The 25,772-nt window shown below is 73.3% G+C and carries 25 protein-coding genes; 16 read left to right on the forward strand and 9 right to left on the reverse strand.

The features are described from left to right. Window positions 1–140: 140 nt before the first annotated feature. The 6 genes from gap to ACZ4UV_RS39705 all read left to right on the forward strand — a co-directional run bounded on the left by gap (window position 141) and on the right by ACZ4UV_RS39705 (window position 6,941). The gene (gene gap, locus ACZ4UV_RS39680) at window positions 141–1,154 is read left to right on the forward strand and encodes a type I glyceraldehyde-3-phosphate dehydrogenase (protein WP_390041649.1); all 1,014 of its coding nucleotides are present in this window, start codon (window positions 141–143) and stop codon (window positions 1,152–1,154) included. A 182-nt stretch (window positions 1,155–1,336) separates the two neighbouring features. Beyond that, window positions 1,337–4,033: a bifunctional acetate--CoA ligase family protein/GNAT family N-acetyltransferase gene (locus ACZ4UV_RS39685; protein WP_467844723.1), complete on the forward strand. Its 2,697-nt coding sequence runs from the start codon at window positions 1,337–1,339 to the stop codon at window positions 4,031–4,033. Between the two features lie 20 nt (window positions 4,034–4,053). Further along, window positions 4,054–4,782, forward strand: coding sequence for a CBS domain-containing protein (locus ACZ4UV_RS39690; protein WP_467844725.1), 729 nt, complete (start codon window positions 4,054–4,056; stop codon window positions 4,780–4,782). A 15-nt stretch (window positions 4,783–4,797) separates the two neighbouring features. Continuing rightward, entirely contained in the window at window positions 4,798–5,292 is a 495-nt protein-coding gene (locus ACZ4UV_RS39695) for a flavodoxin domain-containing protein (protein ID WP_390041655.1), read from the forward strand. Window positions 5,293–5,717: 425 nt separating this feature from the next. Further along, window positions 5,718–6,002, forward strand: a complete 285-nt coding sequence (locus ACZ4UV_RS39700; protein ID WP_390041789.1) for a DUF1876 domain-containing protein — start codon at window positions 5,718–5,720, stop codon at window positions 6,000–6,002. Window positions 6,003–6,044: 42 nt separating this feature from the next. After that, entirely contained in the window at window positions 6,045–6,941 is an 897-nt protein-coding gene (locus tag ACZ4UV_RS39705; RefSeq protein WP_451017035.1) for a DUF1918 domain-containing protein, read from the forward strand. A gap of 198 nt (window positions 6,942–7,139) precedes the next feature. Here ACZ4UV_RS39705 and ACZ4UV_RS39710 read toward each other — a convergent pair whose 3' ends face one another. The 4 genes from ACZ4UV_RS39710 to ACZ4UV_RS39725 all read right to left on the reverse strand — a co-directional run bounded on the left by ACZ4UV_RS39710 (window position 7,140) and on the right by ACZ4UV_RS39725 (window position 10,094). After that, a complete protein-coding gene (locus ACZ4UV_RS39710; protein WP_451017036.1) occupies window positions 7,140–7,598 on the reverse strand; it encodes a CBS domain-containing protein in 459 nt (152 codons plus the stop codon). Between the two features lie 71 nt (window positions 7,599–7,669). Continuing rightward, window positions 7,670–8,659 (reverse strand): Acg family FMN-binding oxidoreductase, encoded by a 990-nt coding sequence (locus tag ACZ4UV_RS39715; protein ID WP_451017037.1) that lies wholly within the window; start codon window positions 8,657–8,659, stop codon window positions 7,670–7,672. A 35-nt stretch (window positions 8,660–8,694) separates the two neighbouring features. After that, on the reverse strand, window positions 8,695–9,576 hold the full coding sequence (locus ACZ4UV_RS39720) for a universal stress protein (RefSeq protein ID WP_467844826.1): 882 nt from the start codon (window positions 9,574–9,576) through the stop codon (window positions 8,695–8,697). Beyond that, window positions 9,573–10,094, reverse strand: a complete 522-nt coding sequence (locus ACZ4UV_RS39725) for a DUF1918 domain-containing protein (protein WP_467844828.1) — start codon at window positions 10,092–10,094, stop codon at window positions 9,573–9,575. The genes ACZ4UV_RS39720 and ACZ4UV_RS39725 overlap by 4 nt, the downstream gene beginning before the upstream one ends. 237 nt (window positions 10,095–10,331) lie before the next feature. Here ACZ4UV_RS39725 and ACZ4UV_RS39730 point away from each other — a divergent pair, with 237 nt between their 5' ends. Next, window positions 10,332–11,237, forward strand: coding sequence for a universal stress protein (locus ACZ4UV_RS39730; protein ID WP_451017038.1), 906 nt, complete (start codon window positions 10,332–10,334; stop codon window positions 11,235–11,237). Window positions 11,238–11,311: 74 nt separating this feature from the next. Here ACZ4UV_RS39730 and ACZ4UV_RS39735 read toward each other — a convergent pair whose 3' ends face one another. Both ACZ4UV_RS39735 and ACZ4UV_RS39740 read right to left on the reverse strand, forming a co-directional pair. Beyond that, the gene (locus ACZ4UV_RS39735) at window positions 11,312–11,962 is read right to left on the reverse strand and encodes a CBS domain-containing protein (protein ID WP_467844732.1); all 651 of its coding nucleotides are present in this window, start codon (window positions 11,960–11,962) and stop codon (window positions 11,312–11,314) included. Window positions 11,963–12,162: 200 nt separating this feature from the next. Continuing rightward, window positions 12,163–12,744 carry an Rv1733c family protein gene (locus tag ACZ4UV_RS39740; protein WP_451017039.1) on the reverse strand — a complete coding sequence of 194 codons (582 nt, stop codon included), beginning with the start codon at window positions 12,742–12,744 and terminating at the stop codon, window positions 12,163–12,165. A gap of 560 nt (window positions 12,745–13,304) precedes the next feature. Here ACZ4UV_RS39740 and ACZ4UV_RS39745 point away from each other — a divergent pair. From ACZ4UV_RS39745 to ACZ4UV_RS39770, 6 genes are all read left to right on the forward strand, one after another. After that, window positions 13,305–14,372, forward strand: a complete 1,068-nt coding sequence (locus tag ACZ4UV_RS39745) for a zinc-dependent alcohol dehydrogenase family protein (protein WP_467844736.1) — start codon at window positions 13,305–13,307, stop codon at window positions 14,370–14,372. A gap of 23 nt (window positions 14,373–14,395) precedes the next feature. Beyond that, on the forward strand, window positions 14,396–15,097 hold the full coding sequence (locus tag ACZ4UV_RS39750) for a helix-turn-helix domain-containing protein (RefSeq protein ID WP_451017041.1): 702 nt from the start codon (window positions 14,396–14,398) through the stop codon (window positions 15,095–15,097). A gap of 339 nt (window positions 15,098–15,436) precedes the next feature. Further along, window positions 15,437–17,164: a GAF domain-containing sensor histidine kinase gene (locus ACZ4UV_RS39755; RefSeq protein ID WP_451017042.1), complete on the forward strand. Its 1,728-nt coding sequence runs from the start codon at window positions 15,437–15,439 to the stop codon at window positions 17,162–17,164. Between the two features lie 135 nt (window positions 17,165–17,299). Continuing rightward, on the forward strand, window positions 17,300–18,049 hold the full coding sequence (locus ACZ4UV_RS39760; RefSeq protein ID WP_451017043.1) for a CBS domain-containing protein: 750 nt from the start codon (window positions 17,300–17,302) through the stop codon (window positions 18,047–18,049). Continuing rightward, the gene (locus ACZ4UV_RS39765; RefSeq protein ID WP_451017044.1) at window positions 18,046–18,648 is read left to right on the forward strand and encodes an Rv1733c family protein; all 603 of its coding nucleotides are present in this window, start codon (window positions 18,046–18,048) and stop codon (window positions 18,646–18,648) included. The genes ACZ4UV_RS39760 and ACZ4UV_RS39765 overlap by 4 nt, the downstream gene beginning before the upstream one ends. A 104-nt stretch (window positions 18,649–18,752) precedes the next feature. Next, window positions 18,753–19,175, forward strand: a complete 423-nt coding sequence (locus ACZ4UV_RS39770; RefSeq protein ID WP_467844742.1) for an Hsp20/alpha crystallin family protein — start codon at window positions 18,753–18,755, stop codon at window positions 19,173–19,175. A 124-nt stretch (window positions 19,176–19,299) separates the two neighbouring features. Here the strand turns inward: ACZ4UV_RS39770 and ACZ4UV_RS39775 are convergent, their stop codons facing one another. Further along, window positions 19,300–19,965 (reverse strand): CBS domain-containing protein, encoded by a 666-nt coding sequence (locus ACZ4UV_RS39775; RefSeq protein WP_467844745.1) that lies wholly within the window; start codon window positions 19,963–19,965, stop codon window positions 19,300–19,302. A gap of 267 nt (window positions 19,966–20,232) precedes the next feature. Between ACZ4UV_RS39775 and ACZ4UV_RS39780 the strand changes: the two genes are divergently transcribed. Next, window positions 20,233–20,448, forward strand: coding sequence for a hypothetical protein (locus tag ACZ4UV_RS39780; RefSeq protein ID WP_390041677.1), 216 nt, complete (start codon window positions 20,233–20,235; stop codon window positions 20,446–20,448). Between the two features lie 56 nt (window positions 20,449–20,504). Here the strand turns inward: ACZ4UV_RS39780 and ACZ4UV_RS39785 are convergent, their stop codons facing one another. Then, window positions 20,505–21,218, reverse strand: a complete 714-nt coding sequence (locus ACZ4UV_RS39785; RefSeq protein WP_467844748.1) for a CBS domain-containing protein — start codon at window positions 21,216–21,218, stop codon at window positions 20,505–20,507. Between the two features lie 230 nt (window positions 21,219–21,448). On the opposite strand from ACZ4UV_RS39785, the gene ACZ4UV_RS39790 reads away from it, so the two are divergent. Both ACZ4UV_RS39790 and ACZ4UV_RS39795 read left to right on the forward strand, forming a co-directional pair. Further along, window positions 21,449–22,321, forward strand: coding sequence for a universal stress protein (locus ACZ4UV_RS39790; RefSeq protein WP_451021558.1), 873 nt, complete (start codon window positions 21,449–21,451; stop codon window positions 22,319–22,321). A gap of 69 nt (window positions 22,322–22,390) precedes the next feature. Beyond that, complete coding sequence (locus ACZ4UV_RS39795) at window positions 22,391–24,838, forward strand: glycoside hydrolase family 65 protein (RefSeq protein WP_451021557.1); 2,448 nt, start codon at window positions 22,391–22,393, stop codon at window positions 24,836–24,838. 40 nt (window positions 24,839–24,878) lie between these two features. On the opposite strand, the gene ACZ4UV_RS39800 is transcribed toward ACZ4UV_RS39795, so the two are convergent. Continuing rightward, on the reverse strand, window positions 24,879–25,742 hold the full coding sequence (locus tag ACZ4UV_RS39800) for an HAD-IA family hydrolase (RefSeq protein ID WP_467844753.1): 864 nt from the start codon (window positions 25,740–25,742) through the stop codon (window positions 24,879–24,881). Window positions 25,743–25,772 lie beyond the last annotated feature (30 nt).

Genomic DNA, 25,772 nt, shown 5'->3' on the forward strand with positions numbered 1-25,772 from the left:
CGCCTCCACCGCCCGACGACCGCCGCCGGGCCTGAACCTCGTGCGCACCCAGCACGGCACCGATCTGCCCGAGGCCGCCGACCGCACCTGGAACGCCTGAATCGCCTCAATCCACCTGCTACCGAAAGGAGTTCGTCACCATGACCGTACGCGTCGGCATCAACGGATTCGGCCGGATCGGCCGCACCTATCTGCGCGCGGCACTCGACCGCGCCGAGGCGGGCACCCAGGACGTCGAGGTCGTCGCGATCAACGACATCACCTCACCCGCCACGCTCGCCCATCTCCTGGAGTACGACTCGACGTTCGGGCACATCGGGCGGGACGTCACCCACGACGACAGCTCGATCACCGTCGACGGGCGGCGCATCGCCGTCACCGCCGAGCGCGACCCGGCGGCCCTGCACTGGCTGGACCACGGTGCCGGGATCGTCGTCGAGTCCACCGGCCGCTTCCGTGACCGGGACTCCGCCGCCCTGCACCTGAAGGCCGGCGCCCACACGGTGCTGCTGTCCGCACCCGGCAAGGGCGCCGACGCCACCATCGTCATGGGCGTCAACGACCGGACCTACGACCGCCACCAGCACCGCATCGTCTCCGCCGCCTCCTGCACCACCAACTGCGTCGCCCCGATGGTGAAGGTCCTCGACGAGGCCTTCGGCATCGAACGCGGGGTCATGACCACCATCCACGGCTACACCAACGACCAGTCCCTGCTCGACGGCCCGCACAAGGACCTGCGCCGGGCCCGCTCGGCCGCCCTGAGCATCATCCCCACCAGCACCGGCGCCGCCCGCGCGGTGGGCCTGGTGGTGCCGGAACTGGCCGGGGCGCTGGACGGGATCGCGGTCCGCGTCCCCGTGGAGGACGGCTCGCTCACCGACCTCGCCGTGGTGCTCGGCCGCGAGGCGGGCCCGGACGACATCAACGCCGCTTTCGAGGCGGCGGCCGAGGGAGCGCTCAACGGCATCCTGCGGGTGTCGAAGGCCCCCATCGTCTCCCGTGACGTCATCGGCGACCCCTCGTCCTGCGTCTTCGACCCGGCCCTGACCCAGGCCAACGGCACGCTGGCCAAGGTCTTCGGCTGGTACGACAACGAGTGGGGCTACACCAACCGGCTCCTGGACCTCACGGCCCTGGTGGCCGACGACTGACCACGTACTGCGGAAGGGGCCGGTGCCGCCGATCACCGGCCCCTTCCGTGTGCCCGGGACCCCGGGACGACCAGCGCCGAACCTTGGGCCGACCGGCCCCCGGTAGACCCCGGACAGCCCATGGGGCCCGAGCCCGCCGCGCCGGATGCTCGTAGTGCCAACCGGTTTGGAGGAGAACCGCGATGACCGACTCCCTGCTCGAACGACCCCCCGCCCACGCGCTGCTCGCGGACGGGACCACTGTGTGCATCCGGCCCGTGATCCCCGGTGACCACGAGCGGCTGAAGGGGTTCTACGACGAGATGTCCGCGGAGAACCTCCGCCTGAGGTTCTTCTCGGTGAGCCGGCGCTCGGCCGCGATGGCCGCCGACCGGGCGTGCGCCCCGGCCCATCCCGGCTACCGGGCACTGCTGGCCGAGGCTCAGGGCCGGGTGCTCGGCCTCGCCGAGTACGAGACGGGAGACGAGAAGAACTCCGCGGAGATCTCCATCGCCGTGGCCGACGGACTCCATCACCGGGGGGTCGGGACCCTCCTCGTCGAGCACCTGGTCTCGGCGGCCCGCGCCGACGGCATCACCGTCTTCACGGCCGACGCGCTGAGCGAGAACCGCGAGGTGCTCCGGCTCTTCACCGACCTCGGCCTGCCGACCTCCCGCCGCTTCGAGGGCCCGGAGACGCGCTGCACCATCCACCTCGACGAGGACGACGCCTACCTCTCGGCCGTCGAGTCCCGGGGCCGCGCCGCGGACGTGGCGAGCCTGCGGCCGCTGCTGTGCCCGAAGGCGGTAGCCGTCGTAGGCGCCGGACGCACACCGGGCTCGGTCGGCCGGGCGATCCTCCACCACATCCGGACCGGTGGCTACACCCGTCGCCTCTTCGCCGTGAACCCCAGCGTGACCTCGGTCCTCGGGGTGCCCTGCTACCCGTCCGTCAGCGCCCTGCCCAGGACCCCGGACCTGGTGGTCGTGGCGGTCCCCGCGGCGGCGGTCCCGGCCACCGCGGAGGAGTGCGGCAAGGCCGGCGTCCGCGCCCTGCTCGTCGTCACCGCGGGCCTCGGCCCCGACCACGCACAAGCACTGCGTACGGCATGCCGCACCCACGGCATGCGCCTGGTCGGCCCCAACTGCCTCGGCATCTCCCAGACCGACCCCGGCCTGCGCCTCGACGCCACCTTCGCCGACGGCCACCCGCGCCCCGGCAGCGCCGGCGTCGCCGTCCAGTCCGGAGGCATCGGCATCGCCCTGCTCGACGGACTCTCCCGGCTCGGCATCGGCGTGTCCTCCTTCGTCTCGCTCGGCGACAAGTACGACGTCAGCGGCAACGACATGCTCCAGTGGTGGGAGACCGACGGCCGCACCGACCTCGCCCTGCTGCACCTGGAGTCCTTCGGCAACCCCCGCGCGTTCTCCCGTACCGCCCGCCGGGTGGCCCGCCGGATGCCGGTGCTGACCGTGGACGCCGGCCGGTCCACGGCCGGCCGCCGGGCCGCCGCCTCGCACACCGCGGCCGCCGCCACCCCCACCATGACCCGCAGGGCCCTGTTCACCCAGGCGGGCGTCACCGCCACCAGCTCGGTCGGTGAACTCCTCGAAACGGCCGCGCTGCTCTACTCCCAGACACTGCCGGAAGGCAACCGCGTCGCCATCGTCACCAACGCGGGCGGCGCCGGAGTCCTTGCCGCCGACGCCTGCGCCGAGGCGGGGCTCGCCCTGTCGCCGTTCCCCCCGGCGATGGCCGACGAGCTGCTCGCCGTGCTGCCCGACGGGGCCGCCGTCGGCAACCCGGTCGATGCCACCGCCGCCGTGACCGAGGAACAGCTCACGGACTGCGTCGACGCGCTCGTGGAGTACCCGGGCGTCGACGCCGTCCTGGTGGCCCTGGTCCCGACAGCCCTCGCCACCGCCACCGGCGACCACCTGATCCGCGCCCTCACCGGGGCGCCCGGCCGCAGGCCCAAGCCGGTCCTCGCCGTGTGTCTGGAGCAGGACCTCCCGGTGAAGCTGCTGCCCGCCGCCGACGAGGGCGGCACCGTCCCGTCCTACGCCGAACCACAGGCCGCCGCACGGGCGTTGGCCCACGCCGCCGACCGCGCGGCCTGGCTGGCCCGCCCGGCCGGCACGGTACCGGCCCTCGACGACGTCGACTCCGAGCGCGCCCACACCATCGCGGACGCCTACCTCGCCGCGCACCCGGACGGCGGCTGGCTCGACCCGCGCACCTGCGCCGACCTGCTCGCCTGCTACCGCATCCCGCAGATCCCCTGGGCCTGGGCCGAGACCGAGGACGATGCCGTGCGCGCCGCCGAACGGCTCAGCGGCGCCGACGGCCGGGTGGTCATGAAGGCCCACTGGCCGGGCCTGGTCCACAAGAGCGAGGAGCGGGCGGTCCACCTCGACCTGCGCGGCGAGCCGCAGGTCCGCGCCGCCTTCCGGGACCTGGAGACCCGCTTCGGCCATCTGATGACCGGCGTGGTCGTCCAGTCCCTCGCCCGGCGCGGCACCGAGCTGTTCGCCGGTGTCGTCCAGGACGAGGTGTTCGGCCCGCTCGTGCTGTTCGGGCTCGGCGGCACGGCCACCGAGGTGCTGGCCGACCACGCGGCCCGGCTGGCCCCCCTCACCGACCACGACGTGCACGACCTGATCACGTCCCCGCGCTGCGCACCCCTGCTCTTCGGCACCCGCGGCAACCGGCCCGTCGACCTCGAAGCCCTGGAGCAGCTGCTCCGGCGGCTGTCCCGGATGGCGGCGGACCTGCCGCAGCTCGCCGAGGCCGACTTCAACCCCGTCCTGGCCACACCGGACGGCGTCACCGTGCTCGACGCACGGGTACGACTGCTGCCGCGCCGGCCGCAGGACCCCTATCTGCGCCGACTCCGCTGAGGAGCGAGGAGGGAACAGAGATGAGGCACAACAAGGTGGGCTCCGTGATGACCACGGATGTCGTCCACGCCGCCTACAGCACGCCGTTCAAAGAGGTCGCGCGGCTCCTGGCCGACCACCGGATCAGCGGGCTCCCGGTGGTCGACGACGACGACAAGGTCATCGGGGTCATCTCCGAGACGGACCTCATGGCCCGCCAGGCCACCGCGCCGGGTCCCTACGGGGAGAAGTACCGCGCACCGCTGGGCCAGCTGACGCGCGGCGGCAGGAAACAGGCGGCCAAGGCGCGGGCCCGCACGGCCGGAGACCTGATGTCGGACCCGCCGGTGACGGTGCACGCCGAGAACACCATCGTCGAGGCGGCCCGCACCATGGCCGAACGCCGAGTGGAGCGGCTCCCCGTCCTGGACGAGGAGGACCGGCTGGTCGGCATCGTCACCCGGCGCGACCTGCTCCAGGTGTTCCTGCGCCCCGACGACAAGATCCGGGGCGAGGTCATCGACGAAGTCCTCATCCACGCCCTGTGGCTGCCGCCGCACAGTGTGCAGGTGGCCGTGGCCGAGGGCGTCGTCACGCTCACCGGCCACATGGAGCGCAGGGCCGAGACCGAGATCGCCGTCTCCATGACCCGCCAGATCGACGGCGTGGTCGACGTGATCGACAGACTGACCTACCGCCTGGACGACTCCCGTGTCCGCGAGGAGCAGGCACTGCACGGCGCGGCCGACGACTGGCTGCGCGGACTCTGAGAGGGGGACCATCCCATGACCGGCACGGTGTTAGTCACCTACGGCAGCAGGAACGGATCCACGGCGCACATCGCCGAAGCGATCGCCGACACCCTGCGCGAGAACGGGCTGACCGTCGAGACGATGCGAGCCGCGTCCGTGCCCTTCGTGACGCGGTACGACGCGGTCGTGGTCGGCGGCGGCCTGTACGCGGGGCGCTGGCACAAGGATGCCCGGACCTTCGTCCGCCGCCACGGCAAGGACCTTGCCGAGCGGCCCGTGTGGTTCTTCAGCAGCGGCCCGCTCGACGACTCCGCCGCCGAGCGGGACATCCCGCCCGTACGCGCGGTGCGGCGCGCCGTGCAGGACCTGCACGCCCGGGGGCACGTCACCTTCGGGGGCTGCCTCGACGAGGACGCGGAGGGGTGGCTGGCCCGGAGGATCGTGCGCTCCGGGAAGGGCGGGGACTTCCGGGACTTCGACGCCGTGCAGGCGTGGGCGTCCGGGATCGCCGCGGAGCTGAAGAAGTGACCGTGTGCGCCGGGCGGGTCTCACCGGTTCGCTGTGGCGAGGCCCGCCCCGGCACGACCGGCATGGGCCGTCGGGAGCCTCCCCGTGGCCCCGCCGGGTCGGCCCGTGCGGAGCCCGGCCCCCTCCGTCGCCGCGGGCGCACAGCTGGACGCGCTCGACGGCGGCGGCCTGGACACGCTGTCGGCGGGCTCCACCGAGCTGCTGCTCGTCTCGCACGAGGCGACCGGGCAGGAGATCCACGCGGCCTTCCAGCGATCACCGGCGTGGCCGTCGCAGGCGAGGAGCGCCGGGTCGCCTTCTCCGGGGGCCGGACGGCGGTACGGCAGGGACGTTCGGCCCAGTGCGGGGAGTCCGAAGCCGATGGATGGTGGACGAACACGATGGACAAAGCGGACTCCGTCCTCGCGGATCTGAGGAGGAAAGCGATGCACACGGCACAGTGGAAGGTGAACCTCCACCTCTTCGAGGAAGACGACGGAACGACCAAGGCGCGCGTGGTGCTGGAGACCGGAACCACGTCACTCACCGCCCACGGGACCGCGCACTGCCGCCCGACGGACAGCAACGTGCCGGAGATCGGCGACGAACTGGCGGCGGGCAGGGCCATGAACGACCTGTCCCAGCAGCTGCTGCGCATCGCGGAACGGGACATCGAGGGTGTGGGGGTGGACCAGCCGGGCAGCCGTGCGACGACCGGACGGCCCGCCTGAAGCAACGCCTGTCGGACGACTCTGAGGAGAGGGGCGGCGATCATGCGCGCTCATCTCGGTGACCAACTCGTCGTCGAAAGCCCGGCGACCGGTGCCACCCGACGCGACGGGGAGATCGTCGGTCTCCACCACGAGGACGGCACACCTCCCTACGACGTGCGCTGGTCGGATTCGGGCGAGATCACCCTCGTCTTTCCCGGGCCCGACGCACACGTCCACCACCTTGACCACGGCCGGCCCGCGTCGGGTGAGGTGAAGACCGGGCCCGGGTCTCTGCCGCCGACCGGCGCGGCCAATCCCGGAGACGTCGGCCGGCGGGTGGCCGCGGCACGGCGGCGGCTGGGGCTCAGCCGGGAGGAGACCGCCGCTCGCGCCCGGATGGTACCGGCATACCTCGCCTACCTGGAGGAGCAGCCCGCGGCCCCGACCCCGGCGGCCATCGTCAGACTGGCCGACGCCCTGGGTACCAGTGTCGACGCGCTGTACGGCGGCGGCGTCGGCCTCCCGCCCGGGCAGGGGCACGCCCTGCTCCACCCCCGGCTGCTCGACCTCGGCCCGGAGGAGTGCCGGGCCCTGCTCTCCACGCACGGGGTCGGACGCGTCACGTTGTCCACGCCGGACGGCCTGCCCGCGGTCGTCCCCGTCAACTACGACGTCATCGAGGGCGCCATCGTCTTCAGGACCGCGCCCGGCTCCGTCACCGCCCTGACCGTGGACGAGGACGTCGCCTTCGAGGTCGACCACGTGGACGAGGCGCTGAGCCAGGGCTGGAGCGTGCTCGCCGTCGGGCACGCGAGCGTCGTGACCCGGCCCGAGGTGGTCCGCGGACTCGTGGAACGCGCCCACACCACTCCGTGGGCGGGCGACGAGCGTGCGATGTGGGTGTCGATCCGGCCCAGGAGCCTCACGGGCCGGCGCATCACACCCGCGGATCAGTGACCGACCGTGAGCCGTTCAGGGCGGTGCCGACCTCGGGGACGGCCTGCGGGGGCGGGGGGAGAGAGACGCCTGCGGGGGGAGAGGAGAGAGACGGCGGGCGGGCCCGGCTCCACGGCCGAGGACGGTCCGCTTCCCGGACGCACGGCTGCGTGGGGCGGGTCGTCCTCGCGCAGCGCGGTCGTTGCCGATCGACCCGGTTCAGGCTTCATGCGGACCGCCGCCGGCCGAGGGCGGTCCGGGCGGTTCCTGGAGCACGCTCCACGCGACGGGTCCGAGCAGGTCGGCCAGCCGCCGGAAGACGTCCAGGAAGAGGTCGTCGATCGTCAGCACCCCGACCAGTCGGCCCCGGTCGAGGACCGGCAGCCGGCGCACGCCCGCGCGGCCGAACGTGCGGTACGCGGCCCGCAGATCGTCGTCGGCGTCGACGGTGACGACCTCGGCCGACATCACCGCGTCCACGGTCGAGTCCGGCGCCAGGCCGCCGCCAAGGCCGCGCAGCGCGAGGTCGCGGTCGGTCACGATGCCGCACAGCTCCCCGCCCTTCACGACGAGCACGGAGCCCACGCCGCGCTCGGTCATCCACCGGGTCACCTCCTTCAGGGAGACACCGGGGTCCACGTGCACGGGAGGCGCGGTCATCGCCTCGGACACCTTCATGGGGATGCTCCTCGTCGGTCGTCCGGTCGTGGTGCGGGGTCTTCGAGCGGGGGAGTCGGGCGCTGCCGGATTCACACGATGTCGAGCACGTCGTCCAGTGGCCGTCGAGGGCTCTGCCGCCCTTCCGGGCCGTAGCCGAGCCGGAGCACCATCTGCACGTGGCCCATGGCGGAGAGAGGGTCGCGGGCCGCCCACCGGAGGTCCGGCCATTCGAGCGGCTGGGAGGTCACGGACGCGACCAGTCCGTCCGCGGTCGCCCGCAGCAGGACCCGCTCCAGCGCCTGCCCGGCGCGCAGCCAGTCCGTGGGGCGGTCATCGGCCGTGCCGAGCAGGGCGATGTTCGGCGTCTTCTCGAACGACGCCCGGGGACGGTCCGGCATGGGGCGTCCGGCGGCGAAGTCGCGCACGGGGGCGTCGCCGCCACGGCGTACCGGGCCGAACGCCTCGGCGGGGATGCCGTCGGACGGCGCTTCGGTCCCCGAAGGTTCCGCATGCGCCCACCGCGCGGTCTCACCGCGCACTCCCGCGTCCTGCGCCTCCCACTCCTCGGCGTCCCACACCAGCTCCAGCACCGACCGCACATGCCAGCCGCCCGGGAACAGCAACTGCGCGCCTTCGGCGTCGGCCGCCTCGCACAGGCCCTCGCGTATCGCCGCCGGGATCTCCTCGTCACGGAAGGGGAAGCGGCTGGAGTGGCGGCGGCCGACCACAGGACGCAACAGCGCCAGCGCGGCGTCCGGCGGACTGCTGCCGCACAGGTGCACCTCGGCGAGCAGGTCCGGGTAGTCCGGATCCGGGAGCAGCCGGACGACCGGTGCCAGCGCCGCCGCCGCGGCGGCCACCCGTAGGTTGAGCAGTGCGGCCCCGCAGCTCAGGTGCAGACCGCGCAGCTGCGGATCGGTGTGCGGCAGGGTGCGCCCCAGGTCGGCGTACAGACGCAGGACACCGATGTCGCGGAGGTAACGGAACCTCCACGGCTGTGCGTTGTGCTGCGAGGGCGCGGCGGCGGCGTCTGCCACGAGCGTTTCGACGGTGTGCGCGTCGACGGGTTCTGCGGTCATGGTGGCTTCCCTTCCCTTCCCATCGGCCGCGGGGATCACCCGGGCCCGGACGGCACGGCGATGACCGGGCACCGTGCGTGGTGCAGCACCCCCTGGCTGACCGAGCCGAGCAGCATGCCGGTGAAACCGCCCCGGCCCCGGGTGCCCACCACCAGACCCAGCGCGTGGGCCGAGGCCTCGGTGAGCACCTGTACGGGGTGTCCGGCGACCAGTTCGTGGCGCAGGTCCACCTGCGGGTAGCGGGCGCCGCGACCGGCCACGATCTCGGAGAGCAACCGCCGGGCCTCCTGCTGCGGTTCGTACTCGTCGAAGATCCTCAGCGGGCCCGGCTCCCAGACGGAGAGAGCCCGCACTCCGGCGCCGCGCAGCGCGGCCTCCTCGAAGGCCAGGTCCACCGCGGCCTCCGAGTGCGGGCTGCCGTCGACGCCGACGACGTAGTGCGCCGGGTCCTGGGTGACGTGTTCCGGTTCGGGTACGACGACCACCGGGCAGCGGGCGTGAGCCATGAGGGGCACGGCGACCGAGGCTGAGCCGAACACCTCCTGGGCGCGGCTCAGATGCCGCGAGCCCAGCACCACGGCCGTGGCGTCACGGCTCTGCTCCCGCAGCACCCACGCCGGATCGCCCTCCGCGAGCAGCGGGTCCACCGGGAGCCCCGGATGGTGCTCCGCGACGAACCCCGCGGCGTCCTCCAGCGCCTGCCGGCCCGCCTTGTGCAGCGCCTCGTTCCACTCCTCCCAGGAGGGCGGTGTCCGGCCCCTCCCGTAGCCGCGGGTCGGCACGCCCTCGGCGAGGACCGGGCGCAGCGGCAACCGGCGCCGGGCGGCCTCGTCCGCCGCCCAGGCCAGAGCCATCCGGTGAGCCGGGTCCGGATCGACGCCCACCACGATCGGTCGGAGATCACCGGGCCGGGTCATGACGGCCTCCGCTCTCCGGCCCGCCGGGTGCGGGGGCCGCGGACGCCAGATGCCTGACGCAGGAGTCGGGCCCCCGGGAAGTACACGGTCACCCGTCCGCTGTCGGCCCATCGCACGTCGTAGGGCGGGCCGCCGTCGAGATGGTGGAGCCCGACGACCTCGCCGTCCCGTGCGACGACTCCGGCCCTGCTGCCGCGGACGACGATCTCGTCGCCGACGTGGGCGTGCATCGAGGCGCCGGTCGCCTCGGGCCGGGTGTCCGTCCTGGCCCGGTCGGTCTTCTTCGCTGACGCGGGAGCGGACATCGCCCTCGCCTCCTCCCTGCGGCGGCGCCGGGGAGTGCCGCCGCCGATTTCCTTTCCATTGCAGGTGGCGGTGCGGCCGACGTACCAGGGGCCATTGGTCCCTGTGCCGGGGCCGATGATCCCCCGGGCGGTCCGTGAGGTGCCCGCGCCGACGTCCGAGCCCCGCGGCGGGAAGAGGAGCGGGACGATGTCCCGCCGTATCTCCGACCACACCTGATAGCAGACCGTGCTCGTCCACCACGGGCAGTCGCTCGACCTTCTTCCGGGCCATGATGCGCGCGGCCTCGGCCAGGGTGGCGTGCACCGGCTCTTCTCGGCGGCAGGCGCGGCTGCCCTCCGGGCCGCCTGCGCACGCGTGGGCCGGTCGGTCCCGCAGGGGGACGGATGGCCCTTACCGCCCCGGGAACGTGCCGTCACGCTGGAAGGGAGCGCTCCCCGGAGGTGGAGATCATGTTCCGAACCGTCACCGTAGGTCTCGACGGGTCGCCCGAGAGCCGGGCCGCCGCCGAGTGGGCGGCGCGCGAAGCCCGGCTGCGCGGCCTGCCACTGAAGATCGTGCACGTGGCAGAACGTCCCCCCGTACCCGTGGCGCAGGCCCCGCTGGTGGGTCCCGAGACCAGCCAGCACTGGACCCGGCCGGTGCCGCGAGAGGCCGCGGAGGGCCTTCGGCTGCGGCACCCCGGTCTCGAGGTGCTCACCGAACGGCTGACGGGAGCTGTGCCCGAAGCCCTCTGCGAGGCGGCGGCCTCCGCCGAGCTGCTCGTGCTGGGCTCGCGGGGTTTCGGCGGCATCGGCGGGTTCGTGGTCGGCTCGGTGAGCCTGGCCGTCGTGGCCCGCGTGGAACGGCCCGTGGTGCTGGTGCGTGAGGGCGAGCAGGCCGCGGACGAGCACAGGATGGATCCGGCGGGCGTGCCGTCCGCCGCCACCCCGTTCCGGCCGGTGGTGCTCGGCCTCGATGTCGATCACCCGGACGACGCGCTGCTGGAGTTCGCCTTCGACGCCGCGGTCCGCCGGGAAACATCACTTCGGGTGGTGTCCGCCTGGCCGGAGACGGTCACGCCCCACTACCGCTTCCCCGACGACGCGGCGCTCCAGGACGACCTCGAACGCAGCCACCGCACCGCTCTGGCCGAGGCGCTGCGCCCGTGGCGGCAGAAGTTCCCGGGCCTCGACGTCATGGACGCGAGCCGCTGCGGCAGCGCCGCGCAGGTCGTCGTCGACGCGGCCCGTGACGCGTCCCTGGCCGTCGTCGGCCGGCGCATCCGTACCGGTGCACTCGGCGCGCACATCGGTCACGTCACCCATGCCGCCTTGCATCACATAGGTGCACCCGTCGCCGTGGTGGCCCACGGTTGATCCGGCAGCCCGGACCCGAGTGACCGGAAAAGCGTCGCCTCTGGAACACGTGAACGGTGCGTCACGGCTCCCCGTCAGGCGTCCGCCGCGGTGAGCCGGCAGTCCACGCCCACCACGCCCTCGACCCCTCGGACCAGGCGCACCGCGAGCGGGATCCGGGTGCCGTCGGTGACCCGTCCGGTCAGGGTGACGACGCCCTCGGTGACCACGATGTGCACCGGCTCGACCGGTGCCGGGAAGAGCGGGTCGACGACCTCACGCCGTATCTCGTCGGCGAGGTCGTTGTCGGAGCGGAGAAACACCTTGAGCAGGTCCCCGCGGCTGACCACCCCTTCCAGCACGCCCTCGGCGTTCACGACGGGCAGCCGTTTCACGTGCCGTATCGCCATGATCCGGGCGGCTTCCGGCAACGTGGCGTCGGCATGGACGGTGACGGCCGGGGTGCTCATCAGCTCCTCCGCGCGCACCGCCCCGGCCTTGGCCAGGTCGGAGAGCCGGCGCAGCTGCGTGAACCGGTCCGGATCGCTGTCCCGGAATTCCTCCTTGGGCAGCAGATCGGCCTCGGAGACGACCCCGACCACCCGCCCGTCGCCCTCCAGTACGGGCAGGGCGCTGATCCTCCCTTCGTCCATCCGCCCCACGATGTCCTTGAACAGGGCCTCGCGGCCCACCGCGACGACGGCACGCGTCATCACGTCGCCTACCTGGTGCGGGCTGCCGGTCATGGCGTTCTCCTCACAGCTGCGGGGGCCAGGGCTCGAAGGAGCCCTCACGGGTCCTGCTACCAGCGTGAACGTGTTCACGCTCCCGGACTACCGGTGGGTCGGCTCCGGGAGTGCTCACGACGGCACGACGGCCACGGCGCACGTGGCGCGCCGCAGCAGGGCCCGGGCGGCCTCTTCCGGACAGCAGCCGGACATCCTCGTCAGCCGGTCTTGTGACCCCAGCGAGGTCCGACGGTGGTCCACTCGCGGTCCCACAGGCCGAGCCGCCGCTGCTCCAGCCGCCACCGGGCCACCGCTCCGGCCCCGATGACCACTCCGGCCAGTGCGCAGCCGGCCGCGGTCCCCAGGACCCCCGCCTCCACGGCGGCCGCGCGGGCGCTCGGTGGCCTGGTGGTCAGACGGCCCTGGCGGTCCTGCCAGACCACGACGCGGGAACCGGCCTCGGTACCGGTGTCCACGAGAGTCCGGCCCCTGCGCGCGGAGCCGTCGGGCGCGGTCCAGGTCACGGTGCCCGGCGTGCGTTCGCTCTCGGTGCCGAGCCCGGACGTGGTCTTCGGGACATCGACGAGAAGCACGGCCCGCACGGGTTCCCGTTCCTCGCGCTGCCGCGCGAAGACGTCGTCCGCGGCCCGGGCGGCGAGCAGTCCGGCGACGGTTCCTCCCACCACGACGAGCGCCCATACGGCCAGGACCACCCAGGCCTCGACGACATCGTCACGGCGTCGCAGCGGGTTGCTCCGCCACCGCCACAGCAGCTTCTTCACGCGCCGGGTCCTGCGCATCGGTCCGCACCTCCTCCTCGTGGTGGCTCCTTGCCGTGCTGACACTCATCAAGGTGTCAGCCGGCCCGGCGCCGCGACATGGGCCGAGAGGGGACCGCCGTAGGGCTGCTCGGGGCCGACTCGACCGGACGCATGGGCCGTTCAGCCCGCGCCGGGAGAGCCTCGGGCGACCGCGGCGTGGCCGGTCCAGGGGAGTCCTTGCCGGCGAGAGCCTCGGGGAGGCCGGGATACCGCTCGAAGGCGTCGCCCAGGTCCAGCGGCGCAGCAGCCGCTGGAAGCCGCCGCCCGGCGTGACCGTTCGGTGCCCGAGGGGCGCGGAAGGGCCGTTCGGCCCCTCGGGCCCGTGCCCGCAGGGCACGGACGGCCCGTGTCCGGTCCTTCGGGAGGGGCGGCCCGTCCGGCAGGTGATGAGGGCCGGACGGCCCAAGCGGACCCGTCCGGGACAGGACAGGCTGGATCCGTGGGGCAGCACCGGCGATGTCCCGACGTCCGGCCGGCACCCGCCGCCGGCGTCCGCCGATTCCCTGCCCCGCAGCGGACCAAGGACGGTGAGCGACCCCATGAAGGCTTTCGTCTTCCACGGTCCCGGGCAGTCTGCCTGGGAAGAGGTCCCCGATCCCGCCATCAAGGAGCCCACCGACGCCGTCGTGCGCGTGGACGCCGTCACCATCTGCGGGACGGACCTGCACATCCTGAAGGGCGACGTCCCGGAGGTGCAGCCCGGCACGATCCTCGGTCACGAGGCCGTCGGCGAGATCGTCGAGGTCGGCAGTGACGTCCGGACCGTACGGCCGGGAGACCGCGTGCTGGTCTCCTGCATCAGCTCCTGCGGGCGCTGCTCCTACTGCCGGGAAGGGATGTACGGCCAGTGCCGCGGCGGCGGAGGCTGGATCCTCGGCCACCTGGTCGACGGCACCCAGGCCGAGTACGTCCGCGTCCCGTTCGCGGACCTGTCCGTCCACGCGCTGCCCGGCACGGTCGACAGCAAGGACGCCGTGCTCCTCGCGGACATCTTCCCGACCTCCTACGAGGTCGGCGTGCTGAACGGCCGGGTGCGCCCCGGCGACACCGTGGCCGTGGTCGGTGCGGGCCCCATCGGCCTCGCGGCGATCACCACGGCACGGCTGTTCGCCCCCGAGCGGATCGTCGCCGTGGACCTGGCCCCCGCCCGGCTGGAGGCGGCCAAGCGCCTCGGCGCGGACGCCGTCGCCGATGCCCGGGAAGCGCCGGAGCAGTTGATCGCCGACCTCACCGACGGTCTCGGCGCCGACGTCGTCATGGAAGCCGTCGGTGTACCGGAGACCTTCGAGTTGTGCACCCGCATGGTCCGGCCGGGCGGTCGCGTCGCCAACATCGGCGTGCACGGCAAGCCGGCCACGCTGCACCTCGAAGACCTGTGGATCAAGAACGTGACCATCACGACAGGCCTGGTGGACACCCACTCCACCCCCACCCTGCTGCGGATGGCCGCCGCCGGCCGGCTGCCCACCGCGCAACTGGTCACCCATATCTTCCCGCTGGACCACATGGCCGAGGCGTACGACGTCTTCGCGGGCGCCGCCGACACCGGCGCGCTCAAGGTCGTGCTCGGCGGGGAGCAGCACGAGGTCGCCGTCCGCGGGACCTGACCGACGAGAGGACGTGACCCGTCATGGCCGAACAGGTACGGCCGCACACGGCAGAAGGACCAGCGCTGGGAGACCTGGGGCGCCGCGTGGCGGCCCGCCGCAAGGAACTCGGCCTCACCCGCGAGCAGACGGCCGAACGGTCCGGCATCGCGGCCGGCTACCTGCGCTACCTGGAGGAACACCCCGAGGCCGCGCCGGGCACGGGCGCCCTGCTCAGGCTCGCCGGCGTCCTGCACACCACCATCTCGCACCTCACGGGAGGAGACCTGGACACCCCGCCCGGACCCGGCCGGGCGGGATACCGTCCCGAGTTCACCGAGCTGAGCCCGACCGAATGCAGGGCCTTGCTCGGCTCGCACGGCGTCGGGCGCCTCGGCGTCGACGCCGCCTCGGGTCCGGTCATCCTGCCGGTCAACTACAGCGTCGTCGACGGCGCGATCGTCTTCAGGACCGCGGACGAAACCACACCGTCCCTGGCCCCGGGCCGTCAGGTGGCCTTCGAGGTCGACCGCATCGACGACGCCTTCGGCGAGGGCTGGAGCGTGCTGGTGCGCGGACCGGCGAGCCGGGTGACCGAGGCGGAGGAGGTGCGCCGGCTCACCGTGTCGGCCCACAGCACTCCGTGGGCGGGCGGCGACCGCGACCTGTGGGTGCGGATCGAGCCCCGCTCCGTGACCGGGCGCCGTATCACGGTCGGATCCGGGCCGGGCCGGGCGCCGGAATAGCCACCCCCGATCGGGGTGGAACGGTGGACGAGACCACGGATGCACACGGGACGCGCTGCCTCGCCCCGCCTGCGTCCTGGAGACCGTCTCCCGAACCCTCGTCACCGGCCGCACCGGCCGCACCGGCGGCACCGTGGGACACCGGTGCCGCTCCTGCACTCCGGGTGGTGCGCTGCTCCCGGAGGTCAGTCCGGCCCGTCCGCTCAGCACGGCCGGGCGGCTCCGCCGTCGGTACCTACGACTTGACGTGATCCGGGTGTCAACGCGGGTCGCCGCGCATTACGGTGGCACTTGACCGGACCTGCCGGTGTACGAGTCGACGGGGTCGGGAGGAGTGCGGTGGAGAGCCATGAGGCGGCCCGGGGGCGGTTGCCGCAGCTCAGGCTGGACGAGCTGCTGGAGGAGCTGCAGGCCCGGCTGGACGCCGCGCGGGGGACCCGGGACCGGGTGCACAGTCTGCTGGAGGCGGTGCTCTCGGTCGGCCGGGAACTGGACCTGGAGCAGGCCCTGCACAGCATCGTGGAGGCCGCGGCCGTGCTGGTCGACGCCGAGTACGCGGCGCTGGGCGTGATCGGGCCGGACGGCAGGCGGCTGTCGGCGTTCCACACGGTCGGTGTCACCGAGGAGGAGATCGCCCGGATCGGCCCCTTGCCCGAGGGGCACGGGATCCTCGGTGAGCTGATCCGTGATCCCGAGCCGCTGCGCCTGGCCAAGCTCTCCGAGCATCCGGCGTCGTACGGTTTCCCGCCCAACCACCCGCCGATGAACACCTTCCTGGGTGTCCCGATCCGGGTGCGTGACCAGGTCTTCGGGAACCTCTACCTGACCGAGAAGCGGGGCGGCGGCCAGTTCGACGAAGAGGATGTGTCGGTGACGTCGACGCTGGCCGTGGCGGCCGGGGTGGCGATCGACAACGCCCGGCTGTACGAGGAGTCGCGGCTGCGTGAGCGGTGGCTGCGGGCGAGCGCGGAGATCACGAACAGTCTGATGTCCGGCAGTGCGAGCGCGGAGGCTCTCGGGCTGATCGCCGAGCAGGCCAGGGAGATCACCGGCTCGGCGCTGGCGGCGGTTGCGACGCCGATGGAGAACACGGATTCCCTCACCGTGGAGATCGCCGTCGGTATGGACGCGGACGCGCACCAGGGGCTGGTGCTTCCGCTCGACAAGACGCTCATGGGGCTGGCGTTCTCCCAGGGCGCCCTGGTGACCAGCGAGGACGTGGTCCACGACGAGCGGGTCTCGCCCGAGCCACCGCGCTTCATAGGGCTGGGGCCCGCGGTGGCCAGCCCCATCGGCACGAGCGAAGCCGGAGTGCGGGGGGTGGTGCTGCTGGCGCGTGAGGCGGGCGGGCCGTTGTTCACCGCGAAGGAGACGGAACCCCTTCAGGCCTTCGCCGCGCAGGCGGCTCTCGCGATGGAGCTGGCGGAGCGGCGGCGGGACGCGGAGGAGATCGCGGTGCTCAAGGACCGTGACCGGATCGCCCGGGATCTGCACGACCTGGCGATCCAGCGGCTGTTCGCCACCGGGATGACCCTGCAGAGCGCGGGGCGTTTCATCGAGCACTCGGAGGCCTCGGAGCGGGTGCTGCGGGCGGTGGACGACCTGGACGAGACCATCAAGATCATCAGGTCGACGATCTTCGGGCTGCGCACCCGGGAGGGCGGCGCCGGTACCGGGCTGCGGGCCCGTGCGGTGCGGGTGGCCGGGGAGGCGGCTGCGGCGCTCGGGTTCGCGCCGAGCGTGCGGATGGAGGGGCTGATCGACACGGACGTGCCCAAGGAGATCGCCGACCACGCGGTCGCCGTCCTGTCCGAGGCCCTGACCAACATCGCCCGCCACGCCCGGGCCGACCGTGCGGAGGTGGTCCTGGCGACCGACGGGCAGGAGCTGTCGCTGACGATCAGGGACAACGGGGTGGGGATCCCGCCCGAGGGCCGCCGCAGCGGGCTGCGGAACATGGCTGAGCGGGCGGCGGAACTCGGCGGCCGGCTGGAGTGGAAGTGCCCCCCGGGTTCCGAGGGCGGGGGTACGACGCTGGTGTGGCGGGTGCCGGTGGGGGAGTCGTAGCAGACGGAACCTGTCCTCGTGTCCCGGCTCGGGAGTGCCGGGACCGGGGAGGGGGCCGTTCGGCTCATGCCTTCCGAGGGCGGATGGCCCATCCTGGGGGTGTCGGACCACGGCTGCCGAACCCTGGAGGTCGCCATGACCGGCACTCCGCACGTCGTGCGCGATGTGATGACCCACACCGTCCTCGCGCTGCGCCACGGCGCGGCCTTCAAGGACATCGTGAAGGCCCTGCAGCAGTGGCAGGTGAGCGCGGCGCCCGTCCTGGACGACGGCGGACGTGTCGTCGGCGTCGTCTCGGAGGCCGATCTCCTGCGCCGGGAGGAGGCCCGCACCGGCGTCCCGGCCGGCTACGGCCAGGTCCGGTCCGGTCCCGACCTCGCCGAGGCCGCATCGACCACCGCTGCCGCGCTGATGACCACGCCGGCCGTCACCGTCCGCCCCGAGGCCCCGCTGCCCGAGGCCGCGCGCAGGATGGCCCGGCACGGCGTCAAGCGGCTTCCGGTGGTCGACGCGGACGGACTGCTGCAGGGCGTCGTCAGCCGTGCCGACCTGCTGAAGGTGTTCATGCGGGACGACGAGGACATCGCCGAGGAGATCCGGCGCGAGATCCTCCCGCACCTCTTCCCCGACTCGGCCGAAGGGGTGCGCGCAAAGGTACGCGACGGCGTCGTCACCCTCACCGGCCGTGTCCCGGACACCGCCCTGGTCCCGGTGGCCGCCGGGTGGGTACGGGGCGTCGACGGTGTGGTCGCCGTGGAGTGCGCGCTGGCAGGTCCGCCCCGACGCCCGGATCTCGACCCCGATCTTCCCGACGCCGGGTACACCCCGCCCGGCCGAGGCCGTACGTCCCGGGCCCCGGAAGGAGAAGGAGGCGGCGGACCATGACCGGCACGACTCCCGGACGCGTGGTCGGCGGACCGTTCTGGCGCTGGCGGCGCAATCCGCTGCGGCGCCACAGCGACGTGGTCGAGGCCTGGCTGGTGCTCGCTGTCTGGACCGTGACCCTCGTCGGCGGGCTGCTCGCCGGCTGGTGGGCCGGCGCGACCGTGGACCACACGTTCGCCGAGCGGCGTGCCGCACTCCACGTGGTGTCCGCCGAACTGACCGAGAACGCGGAGAGCGGCACGCCCGTCGTGGCCGGTTACGACGCGGGGAAGGTATGGGTCACGGTGCGCTGGACGGCCTCGGACGGCTCCGCACACTCCGGCTTGGCGAAGGCCGTCCCCACGGCCACCGTCGGCAGCCGGCTCCAGGTCTGGGTGGATCGCGGTGAGCGGGTGGCCGCTGCGCCGACGAGCCGGAGCGAGGCGACCCTCGACGCCGTCGCGGCCGCCGCCCTCGTGGCACCGCTCGCCGCCACCGCGGTGTGGGGCGCCGGATGGGCCCTCCGCGGCCGGCTGATGCGGCGCCGCCTTGCCGAATGGGACGCGGAATGGCGGCAGATCGGACCCCAGTGGCGGAACTTCAGCGGGGGCAAGGGATGACCTCAGGAGAGGGCCGACCGGAGCCAGGACAGGGCCGGTCGGCCCACGGCTGTTCCAACGCCCTTGCGCCAGGCTGGAGATGACAATCCGAGAGGAGGAAGCACATGAGCGGCATGATCGAGCGGCTGCGCGGCTGGCCGGTGCTGCCCGAGGACCTGTTCGGCTGGGCCGAGTCCGGCTTCCCCGGTCCGCACGGGGTCGCGGGTCTGCACGGCATCCGCGTGGAGGAGGAGCTGAAGGACGGGACCTATGTGCTGCGGGCCGAGCTTCCGGGCGTCGTACCCGCCGACGTGGAGATCACCGTCACGGAGGGTGTGCTCACCCTGCGGGCCGAGCGCACCGAGGAGACCAAGGAGAAGCACCGTACCGAGTTCCGCTACGGCACCTTCGCCCGGTCCGTCCGGCTGCCCGCCGGAGCGAAGGGCGACGAGGCGGCCGCGGAGTACAAGGACGGCGTGCTGACCGTCACGGTCCCGGTCCCGGAGGAGAAGACGGGAACCAGGACCATTCCGGTGCGGACCGGCTGACCCCCAGGGGGGAGGGAGCCGATCCCACATCAGGTGTGCGCGGCCGGTGCTCACCGGCCGCGCACACCGCTGTGTCCGCCGTCGACGGGTGCGACGCGGCGATGATCCCGTGTGTCCTGCCCCGTCATCCGGGGTCGCTCCGCGTGGACGCCGGGACCAGGCAGCAGTGGACGTCGACCACGCCCTCGACAGCCCGGGCCAGCCGCTCGGCCACGGCGGCCAGACCGTTGTCCTCGACCCATCCGGTGAGGGTGACGGCGCCTTCGGCTACCTCGACCTGAATGTGGTCGGCCGACAGCGGGAAGAGGCGGTCGACGACCTCGTGCCGTACCTCCTCGGCGAGTTCCTCGTCGCCGCGCAGGAAGACCTTCAGCAGGTCCGAGCGGCTGACAACGCCTTCGAGCAGGCTTTCGTCGTTGACGACGGGCAGCCGCTTGACCCTGCGCTGGGCCATGATGCGCGCCGCCTGGGCGAGCGTGGCGTTCGGGTGCACGGTCACGGCGGGCGTGCTCATCAGCTCCCCGGCGGTCACCGCGCCGGCCTTCGCCAGATCGTCGAGGCGCTGCCGCTGGGTGAACCGGTCCGGGTCGCTGTCCCGGAACTCCTCCTTCGGGAGGAGATCGGCCTCGGAGACGACACCGATGACCCGGCCGTCGCCCTCCAGCACGGGCAGGGCGCTGACCTTCCACTCCGTCATCAGGGTGACGACGTCCTTGAACGGCGCGTCGCGGCCGATCGCGGCGACGGTACGGGTCATCACGTCGCTCACGGTGTGCGGTTTGCCGGGCATGGTCTCCTCCTCCGAAGGACGGGCGGGGCCGAGGGGCCCTGCTCCCAGGGTGGGTCCGGGCGGACCCGGCCGCCACGGGCCGCCCGGGCCCGGCAAGGGGTCGTTCGGCCTCGGGCGCGGGTGCATCGCGGGCCCGGCGGCCCCGGGCTCCACGGCCCCCCACGGCAAGGACGCCCAGGGCCGTGCTCCGGGCCGTCCGGCTCATGCCTCACGAGAGGCGTCGGAGTTGGCTGGGAGTGAGGGGAACGACCCCGATCAGGGAGGGCGATGACAGTGGGCACAAGCCTCACACCGGAGTTCTGGGAGCGCTTCTCCGTCCTGCTGGTGCTGGCGCTGGCCATGACGGCGATCCTCACCGCGGTGTTCACCACGGCGTTCGACGCCCTGACCGCCCGGCTGCGCAACCGCAGGCGGCACGGACCGGCTCCGCGAGAACCGTACCGGCCGAAGCCGTCCGACCACCGGACATCGGTGCACTGCTGAACACGGGTCCGGCGCTCTCCCCGGGGAGAGCGCCGGACCCGTGTGCGGTGCCACCGTCAGAGCCTGCGGAGCCAGTCGTCGGCCACCCCGTGGAGCTTCTGCTCGGTCGGCCGCAGGTGCTTGTCGTCGAACCGGTAGGAGAGGCGGTCGACGACATCGACGACACCGTCCAGCCGGCGCGTCATGCCGACCGCGACGGGGATCTCACTGCGCCGTTCCAGCCGGCCGGTGAGGGTGACCACGCCGTCCTGGGCCGCGACCTCGACGGTGTGAGGGGCCAGCCAGAGGGTGTTGCCGAGGACCTCCTGCCGGACCTCCCGCACGATCTCGTCGTCGGAACGCAGGAAGACCCGGAGCAGGTCGCCGCGGGTGACGATGCCGACCAGCCGGCCCTCCGCGTCGACCACAGGCAGGCGTTCGACACGGTGGCCGGCCATCAGCCGCGCCGCCTCGGTGACCGTGGCATCGGAGCGGACGGTGACGGCGGGCGCCGACATGACACCGCCCGCCGTGGTCGCGTTGCTCTTGTCGGCCGCACGCCGGGCGCCGCGGCCCACGGCGTGCGTGTGGTCGTGCCCGGGGTCCCGGGTCTGGTGCATCATGAGGTCGGTCCCGGAGACCACGCCGATCACCTTGCCGTCCTCGTCGACCACCGGAAGGCCGCTGATGCGGCGCTCCTCCAGGAGCCGCACCAGTTCCTTGAACGGCGTACCGTACCCAGCCGTGACGACGTCGGTGACCATGACGGCGCCGACCTTCGTGGGCTTCATGTCCGAGCCTCCTTCAAGGCCGTGACCCGTGCACAGACGGGTCGTACCGAGAGCCCTCCCCTCCGGTGGGCCCGCGCCCAGCGTCCGGCGCGCTGCTCCACGCCGACAGGGGCTGACCGGGCACCCGAACGGGCCGAGTGGCCCCTCCAACCCGTCGCCGGAAGGTGGCACGGTGACATCGGAGCCCCCTGCTGCACGACGTGGCAGTCCGACGAAAGGCGGTGGGGACGATGACACCTCCCCTGGTCGTAGGCGTCGACGGATCGGACGGGAGCCTGCTCGCGGTCGACTGGGCGGTGGACGAGGCCGCCCGCCACGACCTTCCGCTGCGGCTGGTGTACGCCTCCCGCTGGGAGCGCTACGAGGCCGGGGTGCCGTCGGACGGCACGGAACGCCCCTCGGAACGCGTCCTGGCCGAACACATCGTCGCCTCCGCGGCCGAGCGCGCCGCACAGCGCTGCCCGGACGTGAAGGTCACCACCGACATCCTCCCCGACGACGCGGTGTACGCCCTCCTGCGCGAAGGCGACAACGCGCATGCCCTGGTCACCGGGTCCCGCGGCCGGAGCGAACTGACCGGACTGCTCCTCGGGTCGGTCGGCCTGGCCGTGGCGGCCAAGGCACACTGCCCGGTGATCGTCGTCCGGGGCGACAGGACCGCCCTGGCCGGCGGCCACGAACGGATCCTGCTGGGCGCGGATGAGCCCGTCACCGCGAACGAGGCCGTACGGTTCGCCTTCCGTGAGGCCGAGGCCCGCGCATCCGTCCTGTACGCCGTCCGGGCCTGGCGTTGCCCCGCCCACGAGGTCGGCAACCGTCTGGCGCTCGCGGAGGTCGCCCGCCGGCACGAGGGAAAGGCGTCGGCGCTGCTCGACGCGGTGCTCGGCGAAGCCATGGCCGCCCATCCGAAGGTCAGGGTTCGCAGTGTGACGGCCGAGGGGCCGGCCCACCGGATCCTGGTGGACCGCTCGGCCGCCGCCGACCTCGTCGTCGTGGGCGCAAGGCGTCGGCACGGACACGCCGGTCTCCAACTCGGCCGGGTGGCCCACACACTGCTGCACCGAGCGGAGTGCCCGGTGGCGGTCGTACCGCAGACGGAGTGATCGTTGCACCTGTCGGCACACGCCTAGGCGGGCGACCCGCCCAGCCCATTCCCCCGGGAGGGAGCCGAAGTGAGCGGCTGGACATGGGAGTACGAGGGCTACCTGCCCGCCGACGAACGGCTGCGTGAGTCGCTGTGCACGCTGGGCAACGGCTGCTTCGCCACCCGGGGCGCCCTGCCCGAGTGCACCGCCGACGACGTGCACTACCCCGGCACCTACGCGGCCGGCTGCTACAACCGGCTCCCCTCGGACGTGGCGGGACACCGGGTCGAGAACGAGGACATGGTCAACCTCCCGAACTGGCTGCCGCTCCGGTTCCGGCTGCCGGGCGGGGACTGGCTCACCCCGGACACCGCCACGGTGCTCGACCACCGGCAGGTCCTGCGCCTCGCCACCGGCCTCCTGGAGCGCCGAACCCGCTTCGCCCTCGGCGACGGCGGAGTGCTCTACGTCCGTCAGCAGCGCGTCGTCCACATGGCCGACCCGCATCTGGCCGCCCTGCGCACCGAGTTCACCGCCGAGAGCTACGCCGGGGAGCTGGAGGTCGAGGCCGCCCTCGACGGGAGTGTCACCAACGCCGGGGTGGCGCGCTACCGCGGCCTCGACGGCTGTCATCTGACCCACGTGCAAGGCGGAGTGGCGGCCCCGGACACGGTGTGGCTGCGCTGCCGCACCAGCACCTCCGGCATCCGCATCGGCATGGCGGCCCGGCTGGTGACCGACGCGCGGATCACCGAGGCGACCCCCGAGCCGCTCCGAGCCGTACAGCGCCTCCGGCTCGGGCTCACGCCCGGACGTGGCGTCGTCGTCGACAAGATCGCGGCCGTCCACACCTCGCGCGACCCCGCGATCGGCGACCCCCTGCGGGCCGCCGTCGACCGTGCCGGCGCCGCTCCCGGCTTCGGCACTCTCCTCGCATCCCACCGGACGGCATGGGAAAACCTCTGGCGGCGAGCCGAGTTGGACGTCCCCGGCCGGGCCGGACGTATTCTGCGGCTGCATCTCTTCCATGTACTGCAGACCCTCTCCCCGCACACGGCGGACCTGGACGTGGGCGTGCCGGCCCGGGGCCTGCACGGGGAGGCGTACCGGGGGCACGTCTTCTGGGACGAGCTGTTCGTGCTGCCCTTCCTGAACCTGCACTTCCCGGAGGTCTCCCGGGCCCTGCTCCGCTACCGTTACCGGCGTCTCGACCAGGCCCGCGCGGCCGCCCGCGCGCTGGGCCGGCGCGGTGCGCTGTACCCGTGGCAGAGCGGCAGCGACGGCCGCGAGGAGTCCCAGGAACTGCACCTCAACCCCCGCTCGGGGCGCTGGCTCCCGGACCACTCGCGGCTGCAGTGGCACGTCGGCTCGGCGGTCGCGTACAACGTGTGGCAGTACTGCGAGGCGAGCGGCGACACCGGCTTCCGGGACACCGAGGGCGCCGAGACACTCCTGCAGATCGCCCGCTTCTGGGCCGACTCGGCCACCTGGGACGACCGGCTCGGCCGGTATCGCATCCGGAGAGTGGTCGGCCCCGACGAGTACCACGACGCCTACCCGGACGCACCGGAGCCCGGCCTCGACGACAACACCTACACCAACGTCACCGCCGCCTGGGTCCTCACCCGGGCCCTGGAACTGCTGCGGAGGCTGCCCGAGCCACGACGCCGTGAACTCGCCGGCCGGATCGGCCTCGACGACGGTGAGCCGGGACACTGGGAGGAGGTGTCGCACACCCTCCACGTCCCCTTCCACGAGGGCGTCATCGGCCAGTTCGAGGGCTACGGCGACCTCGCCGAACTCGACTGGGACGGCTACCGTGCGCGGTACGGCGACATCCGCCGCCTCGACCGGATCCTGGAGGCGGAGGGCGACACCGTCAACCGCTACAAGGCGTCCAAACAGGCCGACGTCCTGATGCTCGGGTACCTCTTCTCCCCGGCCGAACTCCGGTCGCTCTTCCGGCGGTTGGGCTACACACTGGACGACGGGATCTGGGCCCGCACGGTCGACTACTACCTCCGCCGCACCAGCCACGGCTCCACCCTCAGCGGCCTGGTCCACGGCTGGGTGCTGGCCCGGGCCCGGCGCGCGGACGCGTGGAGGTTCGTCCAGGAGGCACTGCGGGGCGACATTGCCGACGTCCAGGGCGGCACCACCGGAGAGGGGATCCACCTCGGCGCGATGGCGGGCACCCTCGACCTCGTCCAGCGCGGGCTCACCGGCCTGGAGACCCGCGACGGGGCGCTCTGGCTCGACCCGGTGCCGCTGCCGGAGCTGTCGTCGTACGCGGTGTCCCTCCGCTACCGGGGGCACTGGGGCGTACGGCTGCGCCTGAAGCGCGGAGGGCTGGAGATGCTGGTGCCCGCCTCGGACTGTTCGCCGATCGCCATCCGGCTGCCGGACCGCGCGGTCCGCGTGGCGCCGGGGGACACCTGCCGGCTGGTGCTTCCGGACGGTGCCTGTACGGCGGAGCAGCAGCGGTCGGGTGCCCCGAGACGGAACCTGCCCGGCACCACTTGTCCTGGGGAGTGACGCGGCGCCGCAGCCGGCGGTGCCGGTTCGCCTCGGACCGTCACAGGACCGGCGACCGGTTTCCGGCGGGTGCAGGACGAGGTGTGAGGAACCGGCTCAGCAGGGGCAGGGCGTCGGTCGCGGTTCGTGCGTGCGCGGCGGGCAGCGAGGCGACGTCGGCCGGCAGGCGCATGCCGTGGCGGGGGATGGCCAGGACGCGCATGCCGGCGGCGGCAGCCGAGCGGATGCCGTGGGGGGAGTCCTCGACGGCCAGGCAGTCGGACGGCGCGAAGCGGAGGCCGGCGGCCGCGCGCAGGTAGGCGTCCGGTGCGGGCTTGGCCCGTACCACGTCCTCCCCGCACACCACGACGTCCAAGTGCTCCAGCAGGCCCAGGCTGTCCAGGACGGCGGTCACGAAGCGGCGGGGGCTGGCCGTGGCCACCCCGACGGGCAGGTCGACGGTGGCCTCGGTGTGGCCGCGCCGCTCGGCGACGCCTGCGGGGCGGGCCCGCAGCGGGAACACGTGCCCGGGGCGGACCAGTTGGTCGGGCCGGGTGGTGGGGTCGGCCAGGGTGCGTGCAGTCAGAGCCCGGTCGGCGGCCGAGATGCCGGAGCCGGTGCCGAGCGCGTCCACGGACACGGTGTAGGCGGTCGTGTCGATGCCGGTGCCCGGGGCGGGGGTGACCATCAGCGGTAGTTCCAGCCGGTCGGCGATCTCCGCGGCCATGGGCGTGCAGATCAGCCCGCTGGTCCAGCGGACGAAGAACCCCATGGCCTGGGTGGTGGCGAACTCGGCGGCCATGACCAGGTCGCCCTCGTTCTCCCGGTCCTCGTCGTCGACCACGACGACCGGCCGCCCGGCCCGCAGTTCGTCGACGGCGACCGCGAGCACGTCCAGCGACCGCCCGACCGATGCTGACGTCACAGTGTCCAGCCCTTCTCGACAACGACCATT

It is taken from the genome of Streptomyces sp. NPDC028289 (assembly GCF_055565975.1).

Bases quoted from the DNA above. Each gene is read 5' to 3' on its own strand.
- ACZ4UV_RS39695 (WP_390041655.1), top strand. From the start codon at position 4,798: ATGACCGGCACGGTGTTAGTCACCTACGGCAGCAGGAACGGATCCACG.
- ACZ4UV_RS39780 (WP_390041677.1), top strand. From the start codon at position 20,233: ATGACAGTGGGCACAAGCCTCACACCGGAGTTCTGGGAGCGCTTCTCC.
- ACZ4UV_RS39745 (WP_467844736.1), top strand. From the start codon at position 13,305: ATGAAGGCTTTCGTCTTCCACGGTCCCGGGCAGTCTGCCTGGGAAGAG.
- ACZ4UV_RS39785 (WP_467844748.1), bottom strand. From the start codon at position 21,218: ATGAAGCCCACGAAGGTCGGCGCCGTCATGGTCACCGACGTCGTCACG.
- gap (WP_390041649.1), top strand. From the start codon at position 141: ATGACCGTACGCGTCGGCATCAACGGATTCGGCCGGATCGGCCGCACC.
- ACZ4UV_RS39690 (WP_467844725.1), top strand. From the start codon at position 4,054: ATGAGGCACAACAAGGTGGGCTCCGTGATGACCACGGATGTCGTCCAC.
- ACZ4UV_RS39715 (WP_451017037.1), bottom strand. From the start codon at position 8,659: ATGACCGCAGAACCCGTCGACGCGCACACCGTCGAAACGCTCGTGGCA.
- ACZ4UV_RS39700 (WP_390041789.1), top strand. From the start codon at position 5,718: ATGCACACGGCACAGTGGAAGGTGAACCTCCACCTCTTCGAGGAAGAC.
- ACZ4UV_RS39740 (WP_451017039.1), bottom strand. From the start codon at position 12,744: ATGCGCAGGACCCGGCGCGTGAAGAAGCTGCTGTGGCGGTGGCGGAGC.
- ACZ4UV_RS39705 (WP_451017035.1), top strand. From the start codon at position 6,045: ATGCGCGCTCATCTCGGTGACCAACTCGTCGTCGAAAGCCCGGCGACC.
- ACZ4UV_RS39685 (WP_467844723.1), top strand. From the start codon at position 1,337: ATGACCGACTCCCTGCTCGAACGACCCCCCGCCCACGCGCTGCTCGCG.
- ACZ4UV_RS39720 (WP_467844826.1), bottom strand. From the start codon at position 9,576: ATGACCCGGCCCGGTGATCTCCGACCGATCGTGGTGGGCGTCGATCCG.
- ACZ4UV_RS39775 (WP_467844745.1), bottom strand. From the start codon at position 19,965: ATGCCCGGCAAACCGCACACCGTGAGCGACGTGATGACCCGTACCGTC.
- ACZ4UV_RS39770 (WP_467844742.1), top strand. From the start codon at position 18,753: ATGAGCGGCATGATCGAGCGGCTGCGCGGCTGGCCGGTGCTGCCCGAG.
- ACZ4UV_RS39730 (WP_451017038.1), top strand. From the start codon at position 10,332: ATGTTCCGAACCGTCACCGTAGGTCTCGACGGGTCGCCCGAGAGCCGG.
- ACZ4UV_RS39750 (WP_451017041.1), top strand. From the start codon at position 14,396: ATGGCCGAACAGGTACGGCCGCACACGGCAGAAGGACCAGCGCTGGGA.
- ACZ4UV_RS39710 (WP_451017036.1), bottom strand. From the start codon at position 7,598: ATGAAGGTGTCCGAGGCGATGACCGCGCCTCCCGTGCACGTGGACCCC.
- ACZ4UV_RS39760 (WP_451017043.1), top strand. From the start codon at position 17,300: ATGACCGGCACTCCGCACGTCGTGCGCGATGTGATGACCCACACCGTC.
- ACZ4UV_RS39790 (WP_451021558.1), top strand. From the start codon at position 21,449: ATGACACCTCCCCTGGTCGTAGGCGTCGACGGATCGGACGGGAGCCTG.
- ACZ4UV_RS39765 (WP_451017044.1), top strand. From the start codon at position 18,046: ATGACCGGCACGACTCCCGGACGCGTGGTCGGCGGACCGTTCTGGCGC.
- ACZ4UV_RS39735 (WP_467844732.1), bottom strand. From the start codon at position 11,962: ATGACCGGCAGCCCGCACCAGGTAGGCGACGTGATGACGCGTGCCGTC.